Source organism: Myroides phaeus (assembly GCF_009799805.1).
In the GTDB taxonomy this organism is placed as follows: Bacteria; Bacteroidota; Bacteroidia; order Flavobacteriales; family Flavobacteriaceae; genus Flavobacterium; species Flavobacterium phaeum_A.
This window is the reverse complement of record NZ_CP047050.1, coordinates 115,318-132,003: the sequence shown is the minus strand read 5'-3', so window position 1 is coordinate 132,003 and position 16,686 is coordinate 115,318. Positions and strand designations below refer to the sequence as shown.

Sequence of the window (16,686 nt, the reverse complement as noted above, 5' to 3'; positions counted from 1 at the left end):
ATTGTGATTTAAACAAGAGTTTTTAATATAAAATTATTTAATATAAGTTATTGTTTTTCAGGTAGTTGTATTGTTTGTAAGTGTTAAAGTTTGGAAATAAGTGCTAAATAAATAGGTGCTTGGTAAAATAGAAGTAACTTTGCCCTCAGAAATTTCAAGTGGTGACAGGGCTTGAGAAATTAGTTTTAATGAGAAAAAAATGTTCTTTTTTTATCGGTCTTGTTTTATTAACAGGAGGTGTTGTATCAGGTTTCAAAAAGTATGAAACTATGTTATTAGAAGAGTACAAAATAGTACCTGAATCACCCTTATCATATGAGTTTCCAACAAGTGAAGAAGAGTCGGAAACTGCAAATGGAAAGTTAGTAGCAATACCGTTTATCGGAAAGAGTTATGTCGGTTTTAAACAGGCATTGGCAGTGCGAGAATCTTACGGATTATACAAAATTGTAAATTCTTATGGGTACATGGGAAAATATCAATTTGGAAAATTAGCACTACGTTCAATTGGTATTACTGATACAAGTGATTTTCTTGATAATCCTTTGAAACAAGAGAAAGCATTTGATGCTTTAGTTTCAAAAAATAAATGGATATTAAGAAAAGAGATTGAAAAATTTGACGGAAAACGTATAGGAGGAATCTCAATTACAGAATCAGGTATTTTAGCTGCGGCTCACTTAGGTGGGGCAGGTTCTGTAAAAAAGTTTTTAAACAGCAATGGTTTAAATAGCTTTGAAGATGGGTTCGGTACTTCAATACGTACTTATTTAAAAACTTTTAGTGGATATGATACATCTGAAATTACAGCAGTAAAAGATGCAATGGTTTCACTATAGTTTAACAAACAATATTTAAAAAGAGAGAGTTACAAATGTGATTTTCTCTTTTTTTTTGTTTTGTAAAAAAAACTTTTTACATTTGTCACTCAATACAAAGAGAAAAATGAATTTAATTCTTACAAATACTTGGTGGTGGACTAAACTTACGTCAGACGTCGTGAGCAGTCCTTGCTATGTATATATGAGTTAATAAGAAATAATATATATAATTGAAAAAGGCTTGTCGAACGACAAGCCTTTTTTTTTGCCTTAAACTGAAATTAAAAAAAATATAGAATATGAAATATCAAGTAGATCAAAACGGTTTTTATGGAAATTATGGTGGAGCATTTATTCCGGAAGCTTTAAATCCAATTATTACAAAGTTGCAAAATGAGTATGTGCAAATTATTCAAGAGCCAAGTTTTCAGAAAGAAATGGAGGAGTTGTTAAAAGATTATGTAGGGCGTCCGACTCCACTGTACTTTGCAAAGGGACTTTCAAAAAAATACAATACAAAAGTTTACCTTAAGCGTGAGGATTTATGTCATACTGGTGCTCATAAGATTAATAATACAATCGGACAGATTTTATTAGCTAAGAAACTTGGTAAAAATAAGATTGTAGCAGAAACAGGAGCAGGTCAACACGGTGTAGCAACAGCTACTGTATGTGCTTTGATGGGAATGGAGTGTATTGTTTATATGGGAGCTTTAGATATTGCAAGACAAGCACCTAATGTAGCGCGTATGAAAATGCTTGGAGCTGAGGTTCGTGCTGCGGAATCAGGGGCTAAAACATTAAAAGAAGCTGTTGATGAGGCATTAATGTACTGGGTAGAAAATCCAGATGATACGTTTTACCTAATTGGTTCGGCAGTAGGTCCACACCCTTATCCTGATATGGTAAGTCGTTTTCAATCTGTTATATCTAAAGAAATTCGCAAGCAATTATTAGAGAAAGAAGGCAAAGAAGAACCAGATTATATTATTGCTTGTGTTGGAGGAGGTAGTAACGCAGTTGGTGCTTTTTACCACTTCTTAGAAGATAGTAATGTTAAGCTGATTGTAGCTGAAGGTGGTGGAGAAGGTGCAGATACCGATAAAACAGCAGCAACGTCATTTGTAGGTAAAGCAGGTGTGTTACACGGAAGTAAAACATTGTTTATGCAAGATGAGCAAGGGGAGCCCTTAGAAGCATATTCTGTATCAGCTGGTTTAGACTATCCAGGATTTGGTCCGTTATATGCGCATATGAAAGAACAAAATAGAGCAGAGTTTTATGCTATTAAAGATGACGAAGCAATGCAAGCAGGTTTAAACTTATGTAAAGATGAAGGGATTATTCCGGCAATTGAAAGTTCACACGCCTTAGCTGTGTTAGAACAGAGAAAGTTTAAAGAAGATGATATTGTGGTAATTAACTTATCAGGTAGAGGAGATAAGGACTTAGATAATTATAGAAGTTACTTTAATTTTTAATAAGAGATACAATTATGACTTATTTAGAGATTAGTACTTGAAGAGTACACAGTCGTTGTTTACAAACATAAAAGCCAATATTTACGTAGTAGATATTGGCTTTTAAATTTTATAAATAGTAAAATTATAGTTTAATTTTTCCAACCATTAGTTTAGGGTCTACCCATTTGTCAAATTCTTCAGCAGTTACATAACCCAATCTAACAGCCTCTTCTTTTAGAGTACTACCATTTTTATGAGCCGTCTGTGCTATTTCAGCCGCTTTATAGTATCCTATTTTGGTATTTAGTGCTGTAACCAACATCAAAGAGTTGTTTAACAATTCTTGTATACGTGGTGTATTAGGTTCAATACCAGCGGCACAATGAATGTCGAAAGAAATACAAGCATCGCCTATTAGCTTAGCAGATTGTAAAAAGTTTGCAGCCATTACAGGTTTAAATACATTTAGTTCAAAATGACCTTGTGTACCACAAAAAGCTATAGTAGTATCGTTTCCTAAGACCTGAGCAGCTACCATTGTAAGAGCTTCACATTGTGTAGGATTTACTTTTCCTGGCATAATAGAAGAACCAGGTTCGTTAGCTGGAATTAAGATTTCTCCTATACCCGAACGAGGACCAGAAGCTAATAAGCGAATATCATTGGCAATTTTAAAAAGTGAAACAGCCAATTGTTTAAGTGCTCCGTGTGTTTCTACAATAGCATCATGAGCCGCTAACGCTTCAAATTTATTAGGAGCCGTTTTAAAAGGAAGTTTAGTGAAGTCAGCAATGTATTGTGCTACTTTTTGGTCGTATCCTTCAGGAGTATTCAATCCTGTTCCAACTGCGGTACCACCTAATGCTAATTCAGATAAGTGATCTAATGTGTTATTTAGAGCTTTTAACCCATAATCTAATTGAGCTACATATCCCGATAGTTCTTGTCCTAAAGTTAAAGGAGTAGCATCCATAAGATGAGTTCGTCCGATTTTTACAACATCTTTATACAAAATAGATCTGCTGTGTAATGTATTTCTCAATTGTGTAACTCCAGGTATTGTATGCTCAATCACCGCTTTATATGCAGCAATATGCATAGCGGTAGGATAAGTATCATTAGATGATTGGGATTTGTTTACATCATCATTAGCTTTAATTACAGTCTCTCCCTTTCCAATTTCAAAACCAGCTAATACTTGTGCGCGATTAGCAATAACTTCATTCACATTCATATTGGATTGTGTACCAGAACCTGTTTGCCAGATTACCAGGGGGAAGTGTTCGTTTAATTTATTAGCAATTATTTCATCACATACTTGTGCAATAGCGTCTCTTTTATTTTGAGTTAAAACTCCTAAATCAAAGTTTGCAAAAGCAGCCGCCTTTTTTAAAAAAGCAAAAGCTTCTATGATTTCGTGTGGCATAGATGCCTCAGGACCAATTTTAAAGTTGTTTTTAGAACGTTCTGTTTGCGCTCCCCAATATTTATCATTAGGAACATTAACCTCTCCAATCGTATCCTTTTCTATTCTGTAGTCCATAGTTGTAGTATTTAGAATGATTATGTATAAATGTAGTGATTTTATTTAGGATAATTCTAAAGAAGGATAAAAAATAAAGCTTGAATAGGTCATATTTATAAAAATAGTTATATTTGAAGCGTATATACAAAAATTAATTCTGAAAAACATGTTTGAATTTCAACAGTATTTAGGTTTCATTGTTGCCATGACTGTTATAACAATGGCATTTTGGCTTTTAATATTTTTAGTTGGATTTGCTAGCTATTGGGCAGTAGGTGGAACTAGAGAATTCTTAAAAGAAAAGAAAGCTAAAAGACAGCAATTAGAAGAAGGTCAGATGTAATCATCTGATTAAAAAAAATAAAGGCTCATAATATTTATATTATGAGCCTTTTTTATTTGTCTACCTTTATTGTAGAAGAGTATTAATAGGAATACATTTGAAAATAAAGCAAAAAAAAACCGAAGATTTAATCTTCGGTTAAAACAAATAGATTGAAAAATCAATTAGTTAGTCTTAAATAACATTTGTTTTTATTGTCTTTATTTATGCTTACATCATCATCATTTCTCCTTGATCACTTTCTCCTTCACCACCTCTTTGTTGCTTTTTACGATCATTTTTAGTTTGATTAAATCTATAAGTAAATGATAAGCTCACTTGACGACCTCTCCATTGCATTTCACTATGAGAGAAAGATTGTGGTAAGTTAATATCCATTTCTCTTTTTCTTGAGTTGAAGATATCACTTACATTTACAGTAATAGTTGCTTTTTCTTTTAAGAAATCCTTACTCAAAGAAGTATTCGCTGATAAATTACCTAATACTTTTCCTTGCGCTGTATTAAACGGTGATCTGTACATACCATTTGCTTGCCAATCAATTTTGTATGGTAGCGTTACTTTCGATGATATTCTTGTAAACCAAGCAAATGTATTTTTGTCAAAGTTTTGAGTTTGACTTGTACCATCTAAGTCAGTAAATGTATAATCTCCTTTTGTTTCAGAGTTGTATAAGTTGAAGTTACCATTAAGTCTCCACCATTTGTAAGGTGAATAATTTAAAGTAAAGTCTAAACCATATCTGTTTTCTGTAGCTAAGTTAATAGGAGAACTAACTGTAATAGGTGTTCCATTAGCTGTAGTTCCATTAATTCTCTTAACGAATTGGAACGTATCATCTGTTCTGTTGAAATAAGCAGAAGCACTTAATGTAAATCCACTCCATCTTGTTATAAATCCTAAATCAAAAGCATTTGTTTTTGCAGGATCTAAATCAGGGTTACCTTGGAAGTAGTTAATATCACTGGTATAGTTAGAGAAAGGATTTAAAAAGAATCCTCTTGGGCGCATAATACGTCTACTATAACTTGCACTAACACTACTTGATGGCGAGATTTCATAATTTAAAAATACACTTGGAAAGAAGTCATTGTATTTTTTATTGTTGTAATCATTGCTTGACAATTGGTTTACATCAATATTGCTTGATTCCCAACGAAGTCCAACCATATAGTTAATCTTGTCTGTAATCTTATTACCATACTGCGTATAAAATGCATTTACTTGCTCTTTATACTCTAATATGTTAGACATATTTTTAGTGTCAATCCATTGATTATTTACAAGATTTGTAAATTTATAGTCGTTTCTTGTATTTTTAAATGTACCTAAATATCCTGCTTCAAAATGCCCGTTTTCACCAACAGGAAGAGTATAGTCTAAACGTACAATACCAGATTTATATTTATCATCGTTAGAATTTCTTTCAAATGATGTTTTATTTAAAAACTCATTGATATCTGATATATGCGATGTGTCATCACTCTTATCTTGAGAGATAGTCCCTTCAACAGTTAATTTGTGGTCATCTTTTTTGAATTTCTTTTCAAATGAAGTTGTGTACTCAACACTGTTCCAAGTTGATTTAGTGTTTTGTAATCTCTCGCGATTATATTGTAGCTCGTGATTAGCATCGTAGTATTGATAATCTACACTATTAGGAGCAGTACCATTATTTCTACGTACACTAACGCTATTCGACCAAGTAAATGAAGGAGTGATGTAATAGTCTAAACCAAACATTCCGTTGTAAACTTGTCTTTCTTTTTTATTGTCTTTGTACTCATTAATGAATTGCGTAGTATTTCCGTTAGCGTCAAAATATTGGTTGTCGTTAACTCCATATCCTTTGCTTTTACTATCTCTATACCCAAGTGTTGTATAGAAGTTGTATTTTTCACCTCTAATATTTAAGTTTCCACTTAAACCATAGTTACGAGGATCTCCAACAGTTCCAGTAATATTACCATTTAAACCTTGCGCTTTTCCTTTTTTCAAGATGATATTAATAATACCAGCACCACCTTCTGCCTCATAACGAGCAGATGGATTAGTAATAACCTCTACTTTGTCAATAGACTCAGCAGACAGAATACGCATAGCTTCTTGAATGTTATTTGCAAGTCCTGTTGGCTTACCATCAATAAGTACCTTTACATTTTCGTTTCCACGTAAACTTACAGCACCCTCACTGTCAACAGTAATTGACGGCACATTGTCTAAAACATCTCCAGCAGTTCCTCCTTTGACAATCATATCTTGTCCAACATTATAAACTTTTTTGTCTAATTTAATGTCAACAGTAGATTTTTCCGCTATAACCACAACTTCACTAAGTAATTCTGTATCACCAGTTACTTTTTGTGTTCCCATATTTGTATTGCCATTGACAATAATATTATGAAGTTCGATAGTTTTAAATCCTAAGTACTCGATTTTTACAAAGTATGTACCATCAGGAACAGTAAAAGAATAGTTCCCTTTTGCATCTGTCATTCCACCAGATACAATATTTTCATTTTTCTCATTTTGAGCAAAAATACTGGCATACTCTAAAGGAAGGTTTGTTGCCGCTTCTACTACAGTACCAGATAAAGTACTTGATTTTGAGTTCTGCGCTAATGCTGTTATTCCTATAAACAGTGAAAACAGCATCAGGAGAACTTTTGTAGTTTTTAATCTTTTCATTATAGTCGATCGTTTAATACAACTTAGACTATAATTTGTGTTGAAGGTTTAACAGGTGTATTGTTAATTTTGTGTTAACAACACTAAAGTATTTCGTGAATCTTTTCTGTTGGTCGTGCTATTACAGCTTTTCCTCCATTAACAACAATAGGTCTTTCAATTAGTTTAGGATTGTTAACCATTGCTTCAATAATTTCTTCATCACTTAAGGTTTCATCTCCAAAAGTATCTTTCCATAAAGCGTCTTTTGTACGTACTAACTCAATTGGATTGTAGTTAAGTTTTTTAAGAATTGTCTTTACATCTGATTCTGTAAGGTCAGCTTCTAAATATTTTATAATTTTGTAAGCTACGCCTTGTTGTTCCATGAAAGCAATACTTTCGCGTGATTTGCTACAACGCGGATTGTGGTAAATTGTTATCATAAATAAGGAATTTATATCAAATATAGTACATTTTTTGAAATATGGGATTTATTGAGCAATTATTGAGAAAAAATAATAAACAAAAGTTATGGCATTATTTACCATTTTCTTTGTTTTTTTTGGGAATTATGTTTTTGAATTGGGTGTCAATTCGATTTTCTCGGGTTTCTACGAACGAAATTATAAAGATGAATATCGAAAAATATGGTAAAAACATTAATTTTTTGATAACAATAGGACCTTTGGTCTTTATGTTAGTGTTTCTTATTGTATGGGTATTAGCTGTTCATAAACAAAGTTTAAAAAGTTTAACCACCTCTCGTTTTAAAGTAGATTTGAAGAGAGTATTGTTTTCTTTTAGTTTATGGAGTTTGGTTATTATTGGTTTTTTTGTGTATTCCTTTATAGATAGTCCAGCTGATTTTGAGTTTAATTTAAAGATTGGACCCTTTTTAGTGTTCTTCATTTTTGCAATTATTTTAATTCCATTGCAAACGAGTTTTGAAGAATACTTTATGCGTGCTTATTTAATGCAGGGAATAGGATTGGCAACTCGCAGTAGAGCTATAGCTTTATTTGCTACATCTATTATTTTTGGATTAATGCATTTAGGAAATCCAGAAGTAGAGAAGGTAGGCTTGATTATAATGACTTATTATATCGGTACTGGTTTTTTCCTTGGTATTATAACCTTAATGGATGATGGTATAGAGTTGGCATTAGGATTCCATGCAGCAAATAATTTAATTGGAGTGTTATTAGTTACAGCAGATTGGACAGCTTTTCAAACTAATTCAATATTCGTTAATGTAAATCAGGATAATGAAATTGCAATATGGGAATATATTATACAATTAGGGGTAGTATTACCACTTGTTGTGTTCATTTTTGCTAAGAAGTATGGTTGGAAAAACTGGAAGCATCAGTTGTTTGGAAAGGTAATTGAACAGAATTAATTATGAGTTTAAATTATATACACCCAGAGTTTAGATTAAATGATCAATCTTATGGAATAGATGAACTATGTTCGTTGGCTAATAAGATGATTTTAAGTACAGAAGAATACTTAGTTGATTTAGGGAATCTGATCTTACAATGGTTTGATAATCGTGATTTTGTTATCTTAACAACTTCAGGAACGACGGGACCTCCAAAGCAGATTCAGTTAAAAAAGGAGGCAATGGTTTGCTCAGCCAAAGCAACTGGTACTTTTTTTGATATTAAATCTGGTGACACAGCACTTTTGTGTATGTCAACAAAGTTCGTAGGAGGAAAACTAATGTTTATCAGAGCTCTTTTATTAGGATGGCAGTTGGATGTGATAGCACCATCGTCTTCTCCTTTAAAGGGTAATGAAAAGGTTTATGATTTCGTTGCAATGGTTCCAATGCAGGTAGAAAACTCAATTGAAGAGTTGAGTAATGTAAAGAAGATAATTATTGGAGGAGCTAAAGTAAATGCAGCATTAACTGAGAAGTTAATACCACTAAGTACCCAAGTTTATGAAACGTATGGGATGACTGAAACGATTACTCATATTGCAGCTAAGCGAGTAGGAACTGAAGTGTTTTCTGTTTTATCACACGCAACTGTGATGCAAGATGACCGAGGTTGTTTAGTTATTGATGCGCCAGCTGTCAATTCTGAATTAGTGATTACCAATGATTTGGTTGAATTGATAGATAATTCTCATTTTAAATGGATGGGGAGAGCAGATAATGTAATTAATAGTGGGGGTGTGAAACTTTTTCCTGAGCAAATAGAAGAAAAGTTGTCAAAAAGAATTCCTTATCGTTTCTTTGTTATTGGAAAAGAGGATGATTATCTGGGAAATAAACTTGTGTTGGTGATTGAAAGTACACCTTATAACCTATCAGAAGATGTGTATAGTGAACTTTCAAAATTTGAAAAACCAAGAGAAGTTCAGTTTGTAGAGAAGTTTATTGAAACTGAATCAGGTAAAATCATCAGGAATAAGAATATTCATTAAATTCAATTACTAAATGAAGAGAAATAATGTGTGTAACCTTATCCTTAGTTGGGTAGTGGCTTGTATGGTGTCTTTCGGTGGAACAGCTTACGCAAAAAAGATTATTAGAACAGGAGATAATACTAATCAGATTTCAAAAGAAATGCTGACTCGTATTTTAGAGAAGAATAGAGTGTATAAAACAGAAGGTGTTGTAGCTGACTATATTCCAGAATTAGGAAAGATGAATCCAAACTTAATGGCGTTCTCTGTTGTTAAACCAAATGGAGAAGTAGTTAATGTTGGTGATGTATCTCAAAAATTCACGATGCAAAGTATTTCTAAGATTATTTCATTGATGATTGCAGTTCAAGAGAAAGGTGAGAGTGAAGTGTTTTCTCGTATGGGATATTACGGAACTGACAAGCCTTTTAATCACTATGCAAATTTAGAAACAAAAGGTAAACCATTAAACCCAATGATGAATGCAGGGGCTATTTTAACTACTGCTTTATTAGAAGGAGAGAAAGATGTACCGTTTCAAAAGATTCTTGATTTAGTACGCTATATAACTAAAAATGATAAAATAGACTATAGTCACGAAGTATTTATGTCTGAAAAGGAAACAGGACACCGCAATAGAGGTATTTTCTATTTACTAAAGAATAACGGACTGATTGAGGGAGAAGAGGATAAATTAGACAACTATTTCAAACAATGTTCTATTGAGGTTACAGCAGAGGACTTAGCTAAAATTGGTTATTTCTTTGCTAATCAGTGTACACGTTTTGACGGAGATGACAAGTATAAAGATTCGGCTATGTCTCGTTTAGTTCAATCGCAAATGCTTGTGGCTGGAATGTACGATTTTAGTGGAGAATATGCTCGTACTGTTGGTTTACCAAGTAAGTCTGGAGTTGGTGGAGGAATTTCAGTTAGTGTTCCAGGTAAGATAGGAATAGGTACTTTTAGTCCTGGCTTAGATAAACAAGGAAACTCAATCGTTGGTTACCATATGATTTTGGATTTAGTAAATGAGCTAAACTTAAATTTATTTCAATAGACAAAGAGAAGGCTTCTGTCTTTAGTTAAGAATATATAAGGCTGTATCAATTAATGATATAGCCTTTTTTTGTTTGTAAGAACAAGAGGTATAAATCTTGTACTTTAAATCTTCAACTACTCAATCTAAATAGGAGGTTGCTATAAAAGGATAAGATAAAGCTGTAACAATGATAATATAGCCTTTTGGGCTATTGAGTGATATCAGGACATAATGAGTTTAGGAATAGCTTATGTATGCTTTAATTCAACCTGTAGTTGAAACTTGTATTAGTAGCCGCTTATTAGCATAAGTATAATAAAACAATAAGGCTGTTTCATTCACTGAAACAGCCTTATTGTTTTTATAAGTTTTCAACTTGTATAAATTGCTATGGTGCAATTGTAGTAAACAAATACGTTGCAAATAATACCAATAAAACAATACCGTGTTGAATATTCGTTCTTCCTGAGCTAATAGAAATATAAACCGTTGCTAAAGAAGTAATCAATAGTAATGTTGATTTTGCATCAATCCCTAATGCAACTGTCATTCCTGAGATGTAGGCAACAATGGCTACAGCAGGAATTGTTAGTCCAATAGAAGCTAAAGCAGATCCAATAGCTAAGTTTAAACTTGTTTGTAGTTGATCTCTTTTAGCTGCTTTGTACGCTGCTAATCCTTCTGGTAATAAAATTACTCCCGCAATGATAATACCTACTAAAGAAATTGGCGCACCAGCATCAACAACAGCACTTTCAATAACTGGTGATAGCTTTTTAGAAAGTAAAACTACAGAAACTAAAGCAATAATAAGTACGATAAAGGCAACAACTGTTGTTGGAATATTTACATCTTCATGATGGTCATCGTTATCTTGATTTTCGTTATTGTTGTTAGTATTGTCTTCTTCAGCAACAAAGTAATTTCTGTGTCGAACAGTTTGTACTGCTAAGAAACCAGCGTAAAGAATAAGAGAAACTATAGCAACAAAGATTAACTGATTATTTGTATAACTATTTCCAGGTTGACTGGTAGTATAGTTTGGTAGAATTAACGTAAGAGTTGAAATAGCAATTAAGGTAATTAAACCAGTGCTCACCCCTTGCTTGATGAAATTTTGTTCTTTGTGGTGGTATCCTCCAACCCAAAAACAAATCCCCATTATACCTGTAAGAATAATCATTATTGCAGCGAATACTGTATCTCTTGCTAAGAACGAGGGTTCATCATTACCTTCACTTAGCATAATAGAAACAATAAGTGATACTTCAATTACTGTGATAGCTAATGCTAAAATAATAGTACCATAAGGTTCTCCAACTCTATGTGCAACAGTTTCTGCTTGGTGAACTGCAGACAAAACAGAACCAATTAAAAATACTCCTAATAGAATATCTGTAAAGACTGTATCTGGTAAAGAAGATTTAAAGAAGATTAATAATAGAGCAACTATTGGAACAATAATACTCCATAGAGGTACTTTAATAGATGAAAGTAATTTTTTTAAATTCATAGGCTAATTATATCAAATGTTTATTTTGAGGTAAAAATAATGTTTTTGATTTAAAAAGTCAATATTTTTATTTTAATATAAATAATATTTATTAATGATAGTTAAAAGAATTGAATTTGTGTTAATTCAATAATTATGCTAAAACCTTGCTTAATGGAATGTTTTTTTAAATACTATGGTTTTAGTATTATAGAAGCAGTAGAGGAGTATTCACATTATTTTTGAGGTTGAATTTCTGAATAGAGATAATGTTGTGTTAGTGTAGAAAATCAGATTGTAGAAGGTGAAGGAGTTTTCTAATGAGTTAATTTAGAAATTTGCTACGGAATCCAGTAGTGGTAAACAAGAGAGAAGGCTTGATATAATGTAGATCCGAATTCTTTTTTGCGAGGTACTATTTTGATTTATATAAAAGAAGGTTATGAATTATAGTAGAAAATACTTCATCAAGTGATTAAAGGAATATGTTCGGTATTATCAATTAAGTATTTCGTTTGTAAGGGAATGAACATAAAAAAAGGCTACCTCCTTTTGGAAGTAGCCTTTGGTATAAAGATATTAATCTTTTAATTCTTCTTAGAATTGCTCTCTACCTGAGAAGTGGAAAGCACCTTCGATAGCAGCGTTTTCGTCGCTATCAGAACCGTGTACTGCGTTCTCACCAATAGATTTAGCGTATTTTTTACGGATAGTACCTTCAGCAGCTTCAGCTGGGTTAGTAGCTCCGATTAATTTTCTGAAATCTTCAACAGCGTTGTCTTTTTCTAAGATAGCTGCTACGATTGGACCTCTAGACATGAATTCAACTAATTCACCGTAGAATGGTCTTTCTGCGTGTACTTCGTAGAATTTTTGAGCGTCTCTAACAGTTAATTGAGTTAACTTCATTGAAACGATTTTAAATCCTGCTTCTGTAATCATGTTTAAGATTCCTCCGATGTTACCTGCTTCAACTGCATCAGGTTTGATCATTGTAAAAGTTCTGTTCGTTGCCATTATTCTTTTTATTTAATTTGTTGCAAAAATAGTCTTTTAACCTTACAAGAGAAGATATTATTTATAAAAAACATCTCTTTTTTCAGGTTATTTTTATTTAACGATTGGAATATCCAATAAACGTTGGGCTAATTCAATCATTTCTGGTGTACCGGTGTGTTTTTTAGGCTCATCAGAAAGCTTTACTACATCTGTCCAATGTCCACCTTCTGGTAGCGCTTGTGTCATTTTAATCACAATATTCATCGCTTCTAAACCAACATCATTTGTAAAGTCAGTTCCAATTCCAAAAGACATTCCGATTCTTCCTTTACAGTGTTTAGCAATTCGTTCTACTTTTTCAGGATTTAATCCGTCAGAGAAAATGATTGTTTTTGAAGTTGGATCAATGTTTAAGCTTTGATAATGTGCAATTGTTTGGTCTGCAAAATCTAATGGATCACCACTATCGTGTCTAACCCCATCAAATAGCTTAGCAAACTTCTTGTCAAATTGTTCAAAGAATACAGTACTTGTGTATGTATCTGTTAACGCAATTCCAAGATCTCCTCTGTACGTATCTACCCAATGCTCTAATCCCATTGAATTAGCCATTTTGAATCCGTATTTAGCTGCGTGAAACATAAACCACTCGTGTGCGTGTGTACCGATTGGTTTAGTACCGTATTTCATTGCTAAGTGAACATTACTTGTTCCTATGAAAGAACCCTCTCCATATTTTTGAAGCGTTTCTACTACAACTTGGTGAACAGCATAAGAATGTCTTCTTCTTGTTCCAAACTCTGCAATTGTAACACCTAATTTTTTGTAGTTCTCTATTTTAGTACGCGTATTAGCAATAACCTTATCAGCAGAATCTCTCTCTCCGTCAGTCATATTGTAATAAAGCTCACAAATGATAGACATAAGAGGAACTTCCCATAAAATAGTTCTATACCAATACCCTTTGAAAGATACCTCTAAATCATCACCATCTTGTTTAATTTCAACTTCAGATGGGTCGTAGTGATAGCCTTGTAAGAAATCTAAATAGGTAGGATCTAAGTACGGACAGGTTTTTTGTAAGAAAGCTTTTTCTGCTTTAGTCAATTTTAACTTTGCCATTTCATCCACAGCTGCACGTAAAGCCTCTGCAAACCCTTTAGGGTATTTGTGTTTACCTCTATTAATAAAGATATAAGACGCCTTAGCAAATGGGAATTGTTTAATAGCAGCGTGCTGCATAGTAAACTTGTAAAAGTCATTATCTAAAATAGAAGTAATAACTTGATTAGTATGAGCTGTTTCCATTGTTGCTTCTTTGTTTAAATTAAAATATCACTTTCTAAATCAGATTTTTCAATGTCAAACTTGAAGTTAAGTTTGTGCATCAAGTCCAGTACTAATTTTTTGTACCAGTTTTCTGATTTAGGATGGATATAAATCTTTTCTATTAATTGTGCGATATCCACGTGAATCTTTACGCCCTCTTGAATGTTGAGGTTTAAAGGAGTAACATCTGAAATTACCCTAACTTCTTTTTCATATTGAAAACTCTTTCTCTTAAAAAGAAAAGGGAAGAAGTTATCTTCAAACGGGATATACTCTTTTTTATAATCTATATAGTGAACTTCACCAATGTGTTGAGGTACCCTTGTTTCCGCTTTTAGCGCTTCTTGCATTCTACCAATTGTAGATTGAATTGCTAAGCCTTCATTGTTTTTAGTAAAAATCTGCCACATTGCAAATGATTCGTATTCATTGATGTGCCAACTACTAATAACAACGTTTTTTCTCTTTTGTTTGTATTGATCTAAGAAAAAAGGCTTGTCTGCACTAATTCTTTTGATTTCTTCAAAAGTAGGTTCACTGAAAGTACCTTCAAATTGATCTTCAAACTTATCAGACCTCGACATAAACATTTTATTCGACAACAAGAGATCTAAGAATTTAGATAAATCCATATATTTCCAAATCACCGTATCCGGGTCTTCAGGCAATCGTATGTTCTTGTTCTCGATATACATATTAGTCTAATGTTTGTAGGGACACTAATTTTGAATATGTTCCTTTTAAGGATAGTAATTCTTCGTGTGTACCTTGTTCTACTATTTTTCCTTTTTGTAACACTACAATTAAGTCTGCACTTTGAATTGTAGATAACCTATGAGCAATAACGATAGAAGTTCTGTTTTTCATCATATTTTCTAACGCTACCTGTACTAACTTTTCGCTCTCAGTATCTAATGCTGAAGTAGCTTCGTCAAGTATCATAATAGGAGGATTTTTCAATACTGCTCGTGCAATTGAAATACGTTGTTTTTGTCCACCTGATAATTTGTTTCCAGAATCTCCAATGTTAGTATCAATACCATTTGGAAGGTCTTTTACAAACTCATAGGCATTAGCAATCTTTAATGCCTCTATGATTTCTTCATCAGTAGCATTTTCTTTTCCTAATTTAAGGTTATTTTTAATAGTATCATTAAACAAGATGCTGTCTTGTGTAACTAAACCAATCATTCCTCTTAAATCGTGAATATTCAAATCGCGAATGTCTTGTTCATCTATCTTTATAGCTCCTTCATTAATATCCCAGAAACGAGTCAATAAATTAGCCATTGTACTTTTTCCACTTCCAGATTGACCAACCAGGGCAACTGATTTTCCTTTAGGAATAGAAAGAGAAAAGTCTTTTAGCACATAATCCTCTTCATATTTAAAAGAGATATTATCTACTTTGATAGCCTTGTCAAAAGAAGATTTAGCAATAGCATTCGGTTTAGAGTCAATAGGGTTTTCTTCTTCTAATATTTCTAACACACGTTCTGCTGCTGCATTACCACGTTTTAAGCTATAAGAAGCTTTAGACATTGCTTTAGCAGGAGTTAGAATATTATAAGCCATACCAATGTATGCAATAAATGAAGCACCTGTTAAAGTACCTTCACCTAAAACTAAATGACCACCGTAAACTAATAAAACAGAAATAGTTACAATTCCTAAAAACTCACTCATAGGAGAAGAAAGGTTTTGACGATTTAATATTTTATTGTTTAATTCATAAAAAGTTTGTGTAGAACCTTGGAATTTATCGTTGAATCTCTTTTCTGCATTAAAGCTTTTAATCACTTTTAATCCAGCCAAAGATTCTTCAATAATAGATAAAAAGTATCCTTGTTCTTCAGAAGCTTTTTGTGAGCTTTTCTTTAAAGTTTTACCAACTTTAGAAATGATAATTCCTGAAATAGGTACAAAAATAAATACGAATATAGTCAACTCTGTACTGATGAAAAACATTGCTACAATTGTAAATACAATCGTTAATGGCTCACGTACCACTACTTCTAAAATAGAAAGGAATGAGTGTTGAATTTCTAATACGTCAGAGGTAATTCTTGAAATAACGTCACCTTTTCTTTTTTCAGAGAAGAAAGCAAGAGGTAAGTCAACTGCTTTTTTGTACATCGCATTACGGATGTCCTTTAATACACCATTACGCAAGAATGTAATAAAATACATTGCCCAATAGTTAAATAAGTTTTTCAATAAGAAAAGCGAGATGATAATTGCCGCTAACCACATCAATGTGTTTTGTGCTCCATGTTCAGCAGAGTACTGCGTAAGGTAAAACGACATTGAGTCTTGTAAATAGTTTTTAGCGTGTCCAAGCGTAGTATATACAGGTTTTTCAGTGATAGGTTTCTCATCACCAAATAGTACAGTAAGCATTGGAATTAGGGCAACAAAAGACAATGCACTGAAAAGTGCATATAGGATATTAAAGAATATATTTAAGTAAGCGTAGTTCTTATAAGGTTTCGCAAAGCGAATAATCTTTTTGAAATATTCGTTCATATATTGTTGTTGTATAAAGGGGAAATAAAAAGATAGACTGGCATTGCTACCAGTCTATTCT

General features: G+C 32.7%; 14 protein-coding genes. 6 read left to right on the top strand and 8 right to left on the bottom strand.

Features of this window, described 5'->3' with window-relative positions; translation table 11 throughout:
* The first annotated feature begins 188 nt into the window (after window positions 1-188).
* Together GQS07_RS00520 and trpB are read left to right on the top strand one after the other, a co-directional pair.
* On the top strand, window positions 189-839 hold the full coding sequence (locus GQS07_RS00520; protein ID WP_176770734.1) for a peptidoglycan-binding protein LysM: 651 nt from the start codon (window positions 189-191) through the stop codon (window positions 837-839).
* Window positions 840-1,120: 281 nt separating this feature from the next.
* Window positions 1,121-2,302 carry a tryptophan synthase subunit beta gene (trpB, locus tag GQS07_RS00515; protein ID WP_158209192.1) on the top strand — a complete coding sequence of 394 codons (1,182 nt, stop codon included), beginning with the start codon at window positions 1,121-1,123 and terminating at the stop codon, window positions 2,300-2,302.
* A gap of 124 nt (window positions 2,303-2,426) precedes the next feature.
* Here the strand turns inward: trpB and fumC are convergent, their stop codons facing one another.
* Window positions 2,427-3,827 (bottom strand): class II fumarate hydratase, encoded by a 1,401-nt coding sequence (gene fumC / locus GQS07_RS00510; RefSeq protein WP_158209191.1) that lies wholly within the window; start codon window positions 3,825-3,827, stop codon window positions 2,427-2,429.
* 148 nt (window positions 3,828-3,975) lie between these two features.
* Between fumC and GQS07_RS13660 the strand changes: the two genes are divergently transcribed.
* Window positions 3,976-4,152, top strand: a complete 177-nt coding sequence (locus GQS07_RS13660) for a hypothetical protein (RefSeq protein WP_199269101.1) — start codon at window positions 3,976-3,978, stop codon at window positions 4,150-4,152.
* 210 nt (window positions 4,153-4,362) lie between these two features.
* Here the strand turns inward: GQS07_RS13660 and GQS07_RS00505 are convergent, their stop codons facing one another.
* Both GQS07_RS00505 and arsC read right to left on the bottom strand, forming a co-directional pair.
* Entirely contained in the window at window positions 4,363-6,840 is a 2,478-nt protein-coding gene (locus GQS07_RS00505) for a TonB-dependent receptor domain-containing protein (RefSeq protein ID WP_158209190.1), read from the bottom strand.
* Window positions 6,841-6,923: 83 nt separating this feature from the next.
* A complete protein-coding gene (gene arsC / locus GQS07_RS00500) occupies window positions 6,924-7,265 on the bottom strand; it encodes an arsenate reductase (glutaredoxin) (protein ID WP_158209189.1) in 342 nt (113 codons plus the stop codon).
* Between the two features lie 41 nt (window positions 7,266-7,306).
* On the opposite strand from arsC, the gene GQS07_RS00495 reads away from it, so the two are divergent.
* From GQS07_RS00495 to glsA, 3 genes are read left to right on the top strand one after another with little or no spacing between them, the layout of a single operon-like run.
* On the top strand, window positions 7,307-8,221 hold the full coding sequence (locus tag GQS07_RS00495; RefSeq protein ID WP_158209188.1) for a CPBP family intramembrane glutamic endopeptidase: 915 nt from the start codon (window positions 7,307-7,309) through the stop codon (window positions 8,219-8,221).
* Window positions 8,222-8,223: 2 nt separating this feature from the next.
* A complete protein-coding gene (locus tag GQS07_RS00490) occupies window positions 8,224-9,255 on the top strand; it encodes an AMP-binding protein (RefSeq protein ID WP_158209187.1) in 1,032 nt (343 codons plus the stop codon).
* A gap of 13 nt (window positions 9,256-9,268) precedes the next feature.
* Complete coding sequence (gene glsA, locus GQS07_RS00485) at window positions 9,269-10,297, top strand: glutaminase A (RefSeq protein ID WP_158209186.1); 1,029 nt, start codon at window positions 9,269-9,271, stop codon at window positions 10,295-10,297.
* Between the two features lie 370 nt (window positions 10,298-10,667).
* On the opposite strand, the gene GQS07_RS00480 is transcribed toward glsA, so the two are convergent.
* The 5 genes from GQS07_RS00480 to GQS07_RS00460 all read right to left on the bottom strand — a co-directional run bounded on the left by GQS07_RS00480 (window position 10,668) and on the right by GQS07_RS00460 (window position 16,625).
* Complete coding sequence (locus GQS07_RS00480; protein ID WP_158209185.1) at window positions 10,668-11,792, bottom strand: calcium:proton antiporter; 1,125 nt, start codon at window positions 11,790-11,792, stop codon at window positions 10,668-10,670.
* Window positions 11,793-12,368: 576 nt separating this feature from the next.
* Window positions 12,369-12,788: a nucleoside-diphosphate kinase gene (locus GQS07_RS00475; RefSeq protein WP_090407574.1), complete on the bottom strand. Its 420-nt coding sequence runs from the start codon at window positions 12,786-12,788 to the stop codon at window positions 12,369-12,371.
* A gap of 93 nt (window positions 12,789-12,881) precedes the next feature.
* A complete protein-coding gene (gene pncB / locus GQS07_RS00470; RefSeq protein WP_090407577.1) occupies window positions 12,882-14,078 on the bottom strand; it encodes a nicotinate phosphoribosyltransferase in 1,197 nt (398 codons plus the stop codon).
* 14 nt (window positions 14,079-14,092) lie between these two features.
* On the bottom strand, window positions 14,093-14,794 hold the full coding sequence (locus GQS07_RS00465; RefSeq protein WP_158209184.1) for a hypothetical protein: 702 nt from the start codon (window positions 14,792-14,794) through the stop codon (window positions 14,093-14,095).
* Window position 14,795: 1 nt separating this feature from the next.
* Window positions 14,796-16,625 carry an ABC transporter ATP-binding protein gene (locus GQS07_RS00460; protein ID WP_158209183.1) on the bottom strand — a complete coding sequence of 610 codons (1,830 nt, stop codon included), beginning with the start codon at window positions 16,623-16,625 and terminating at the stop codon, window positions 14,796-14,798.
* Between the last annotated feature and the right edge of the window lie 61 nt (window positions 16,626-16,686).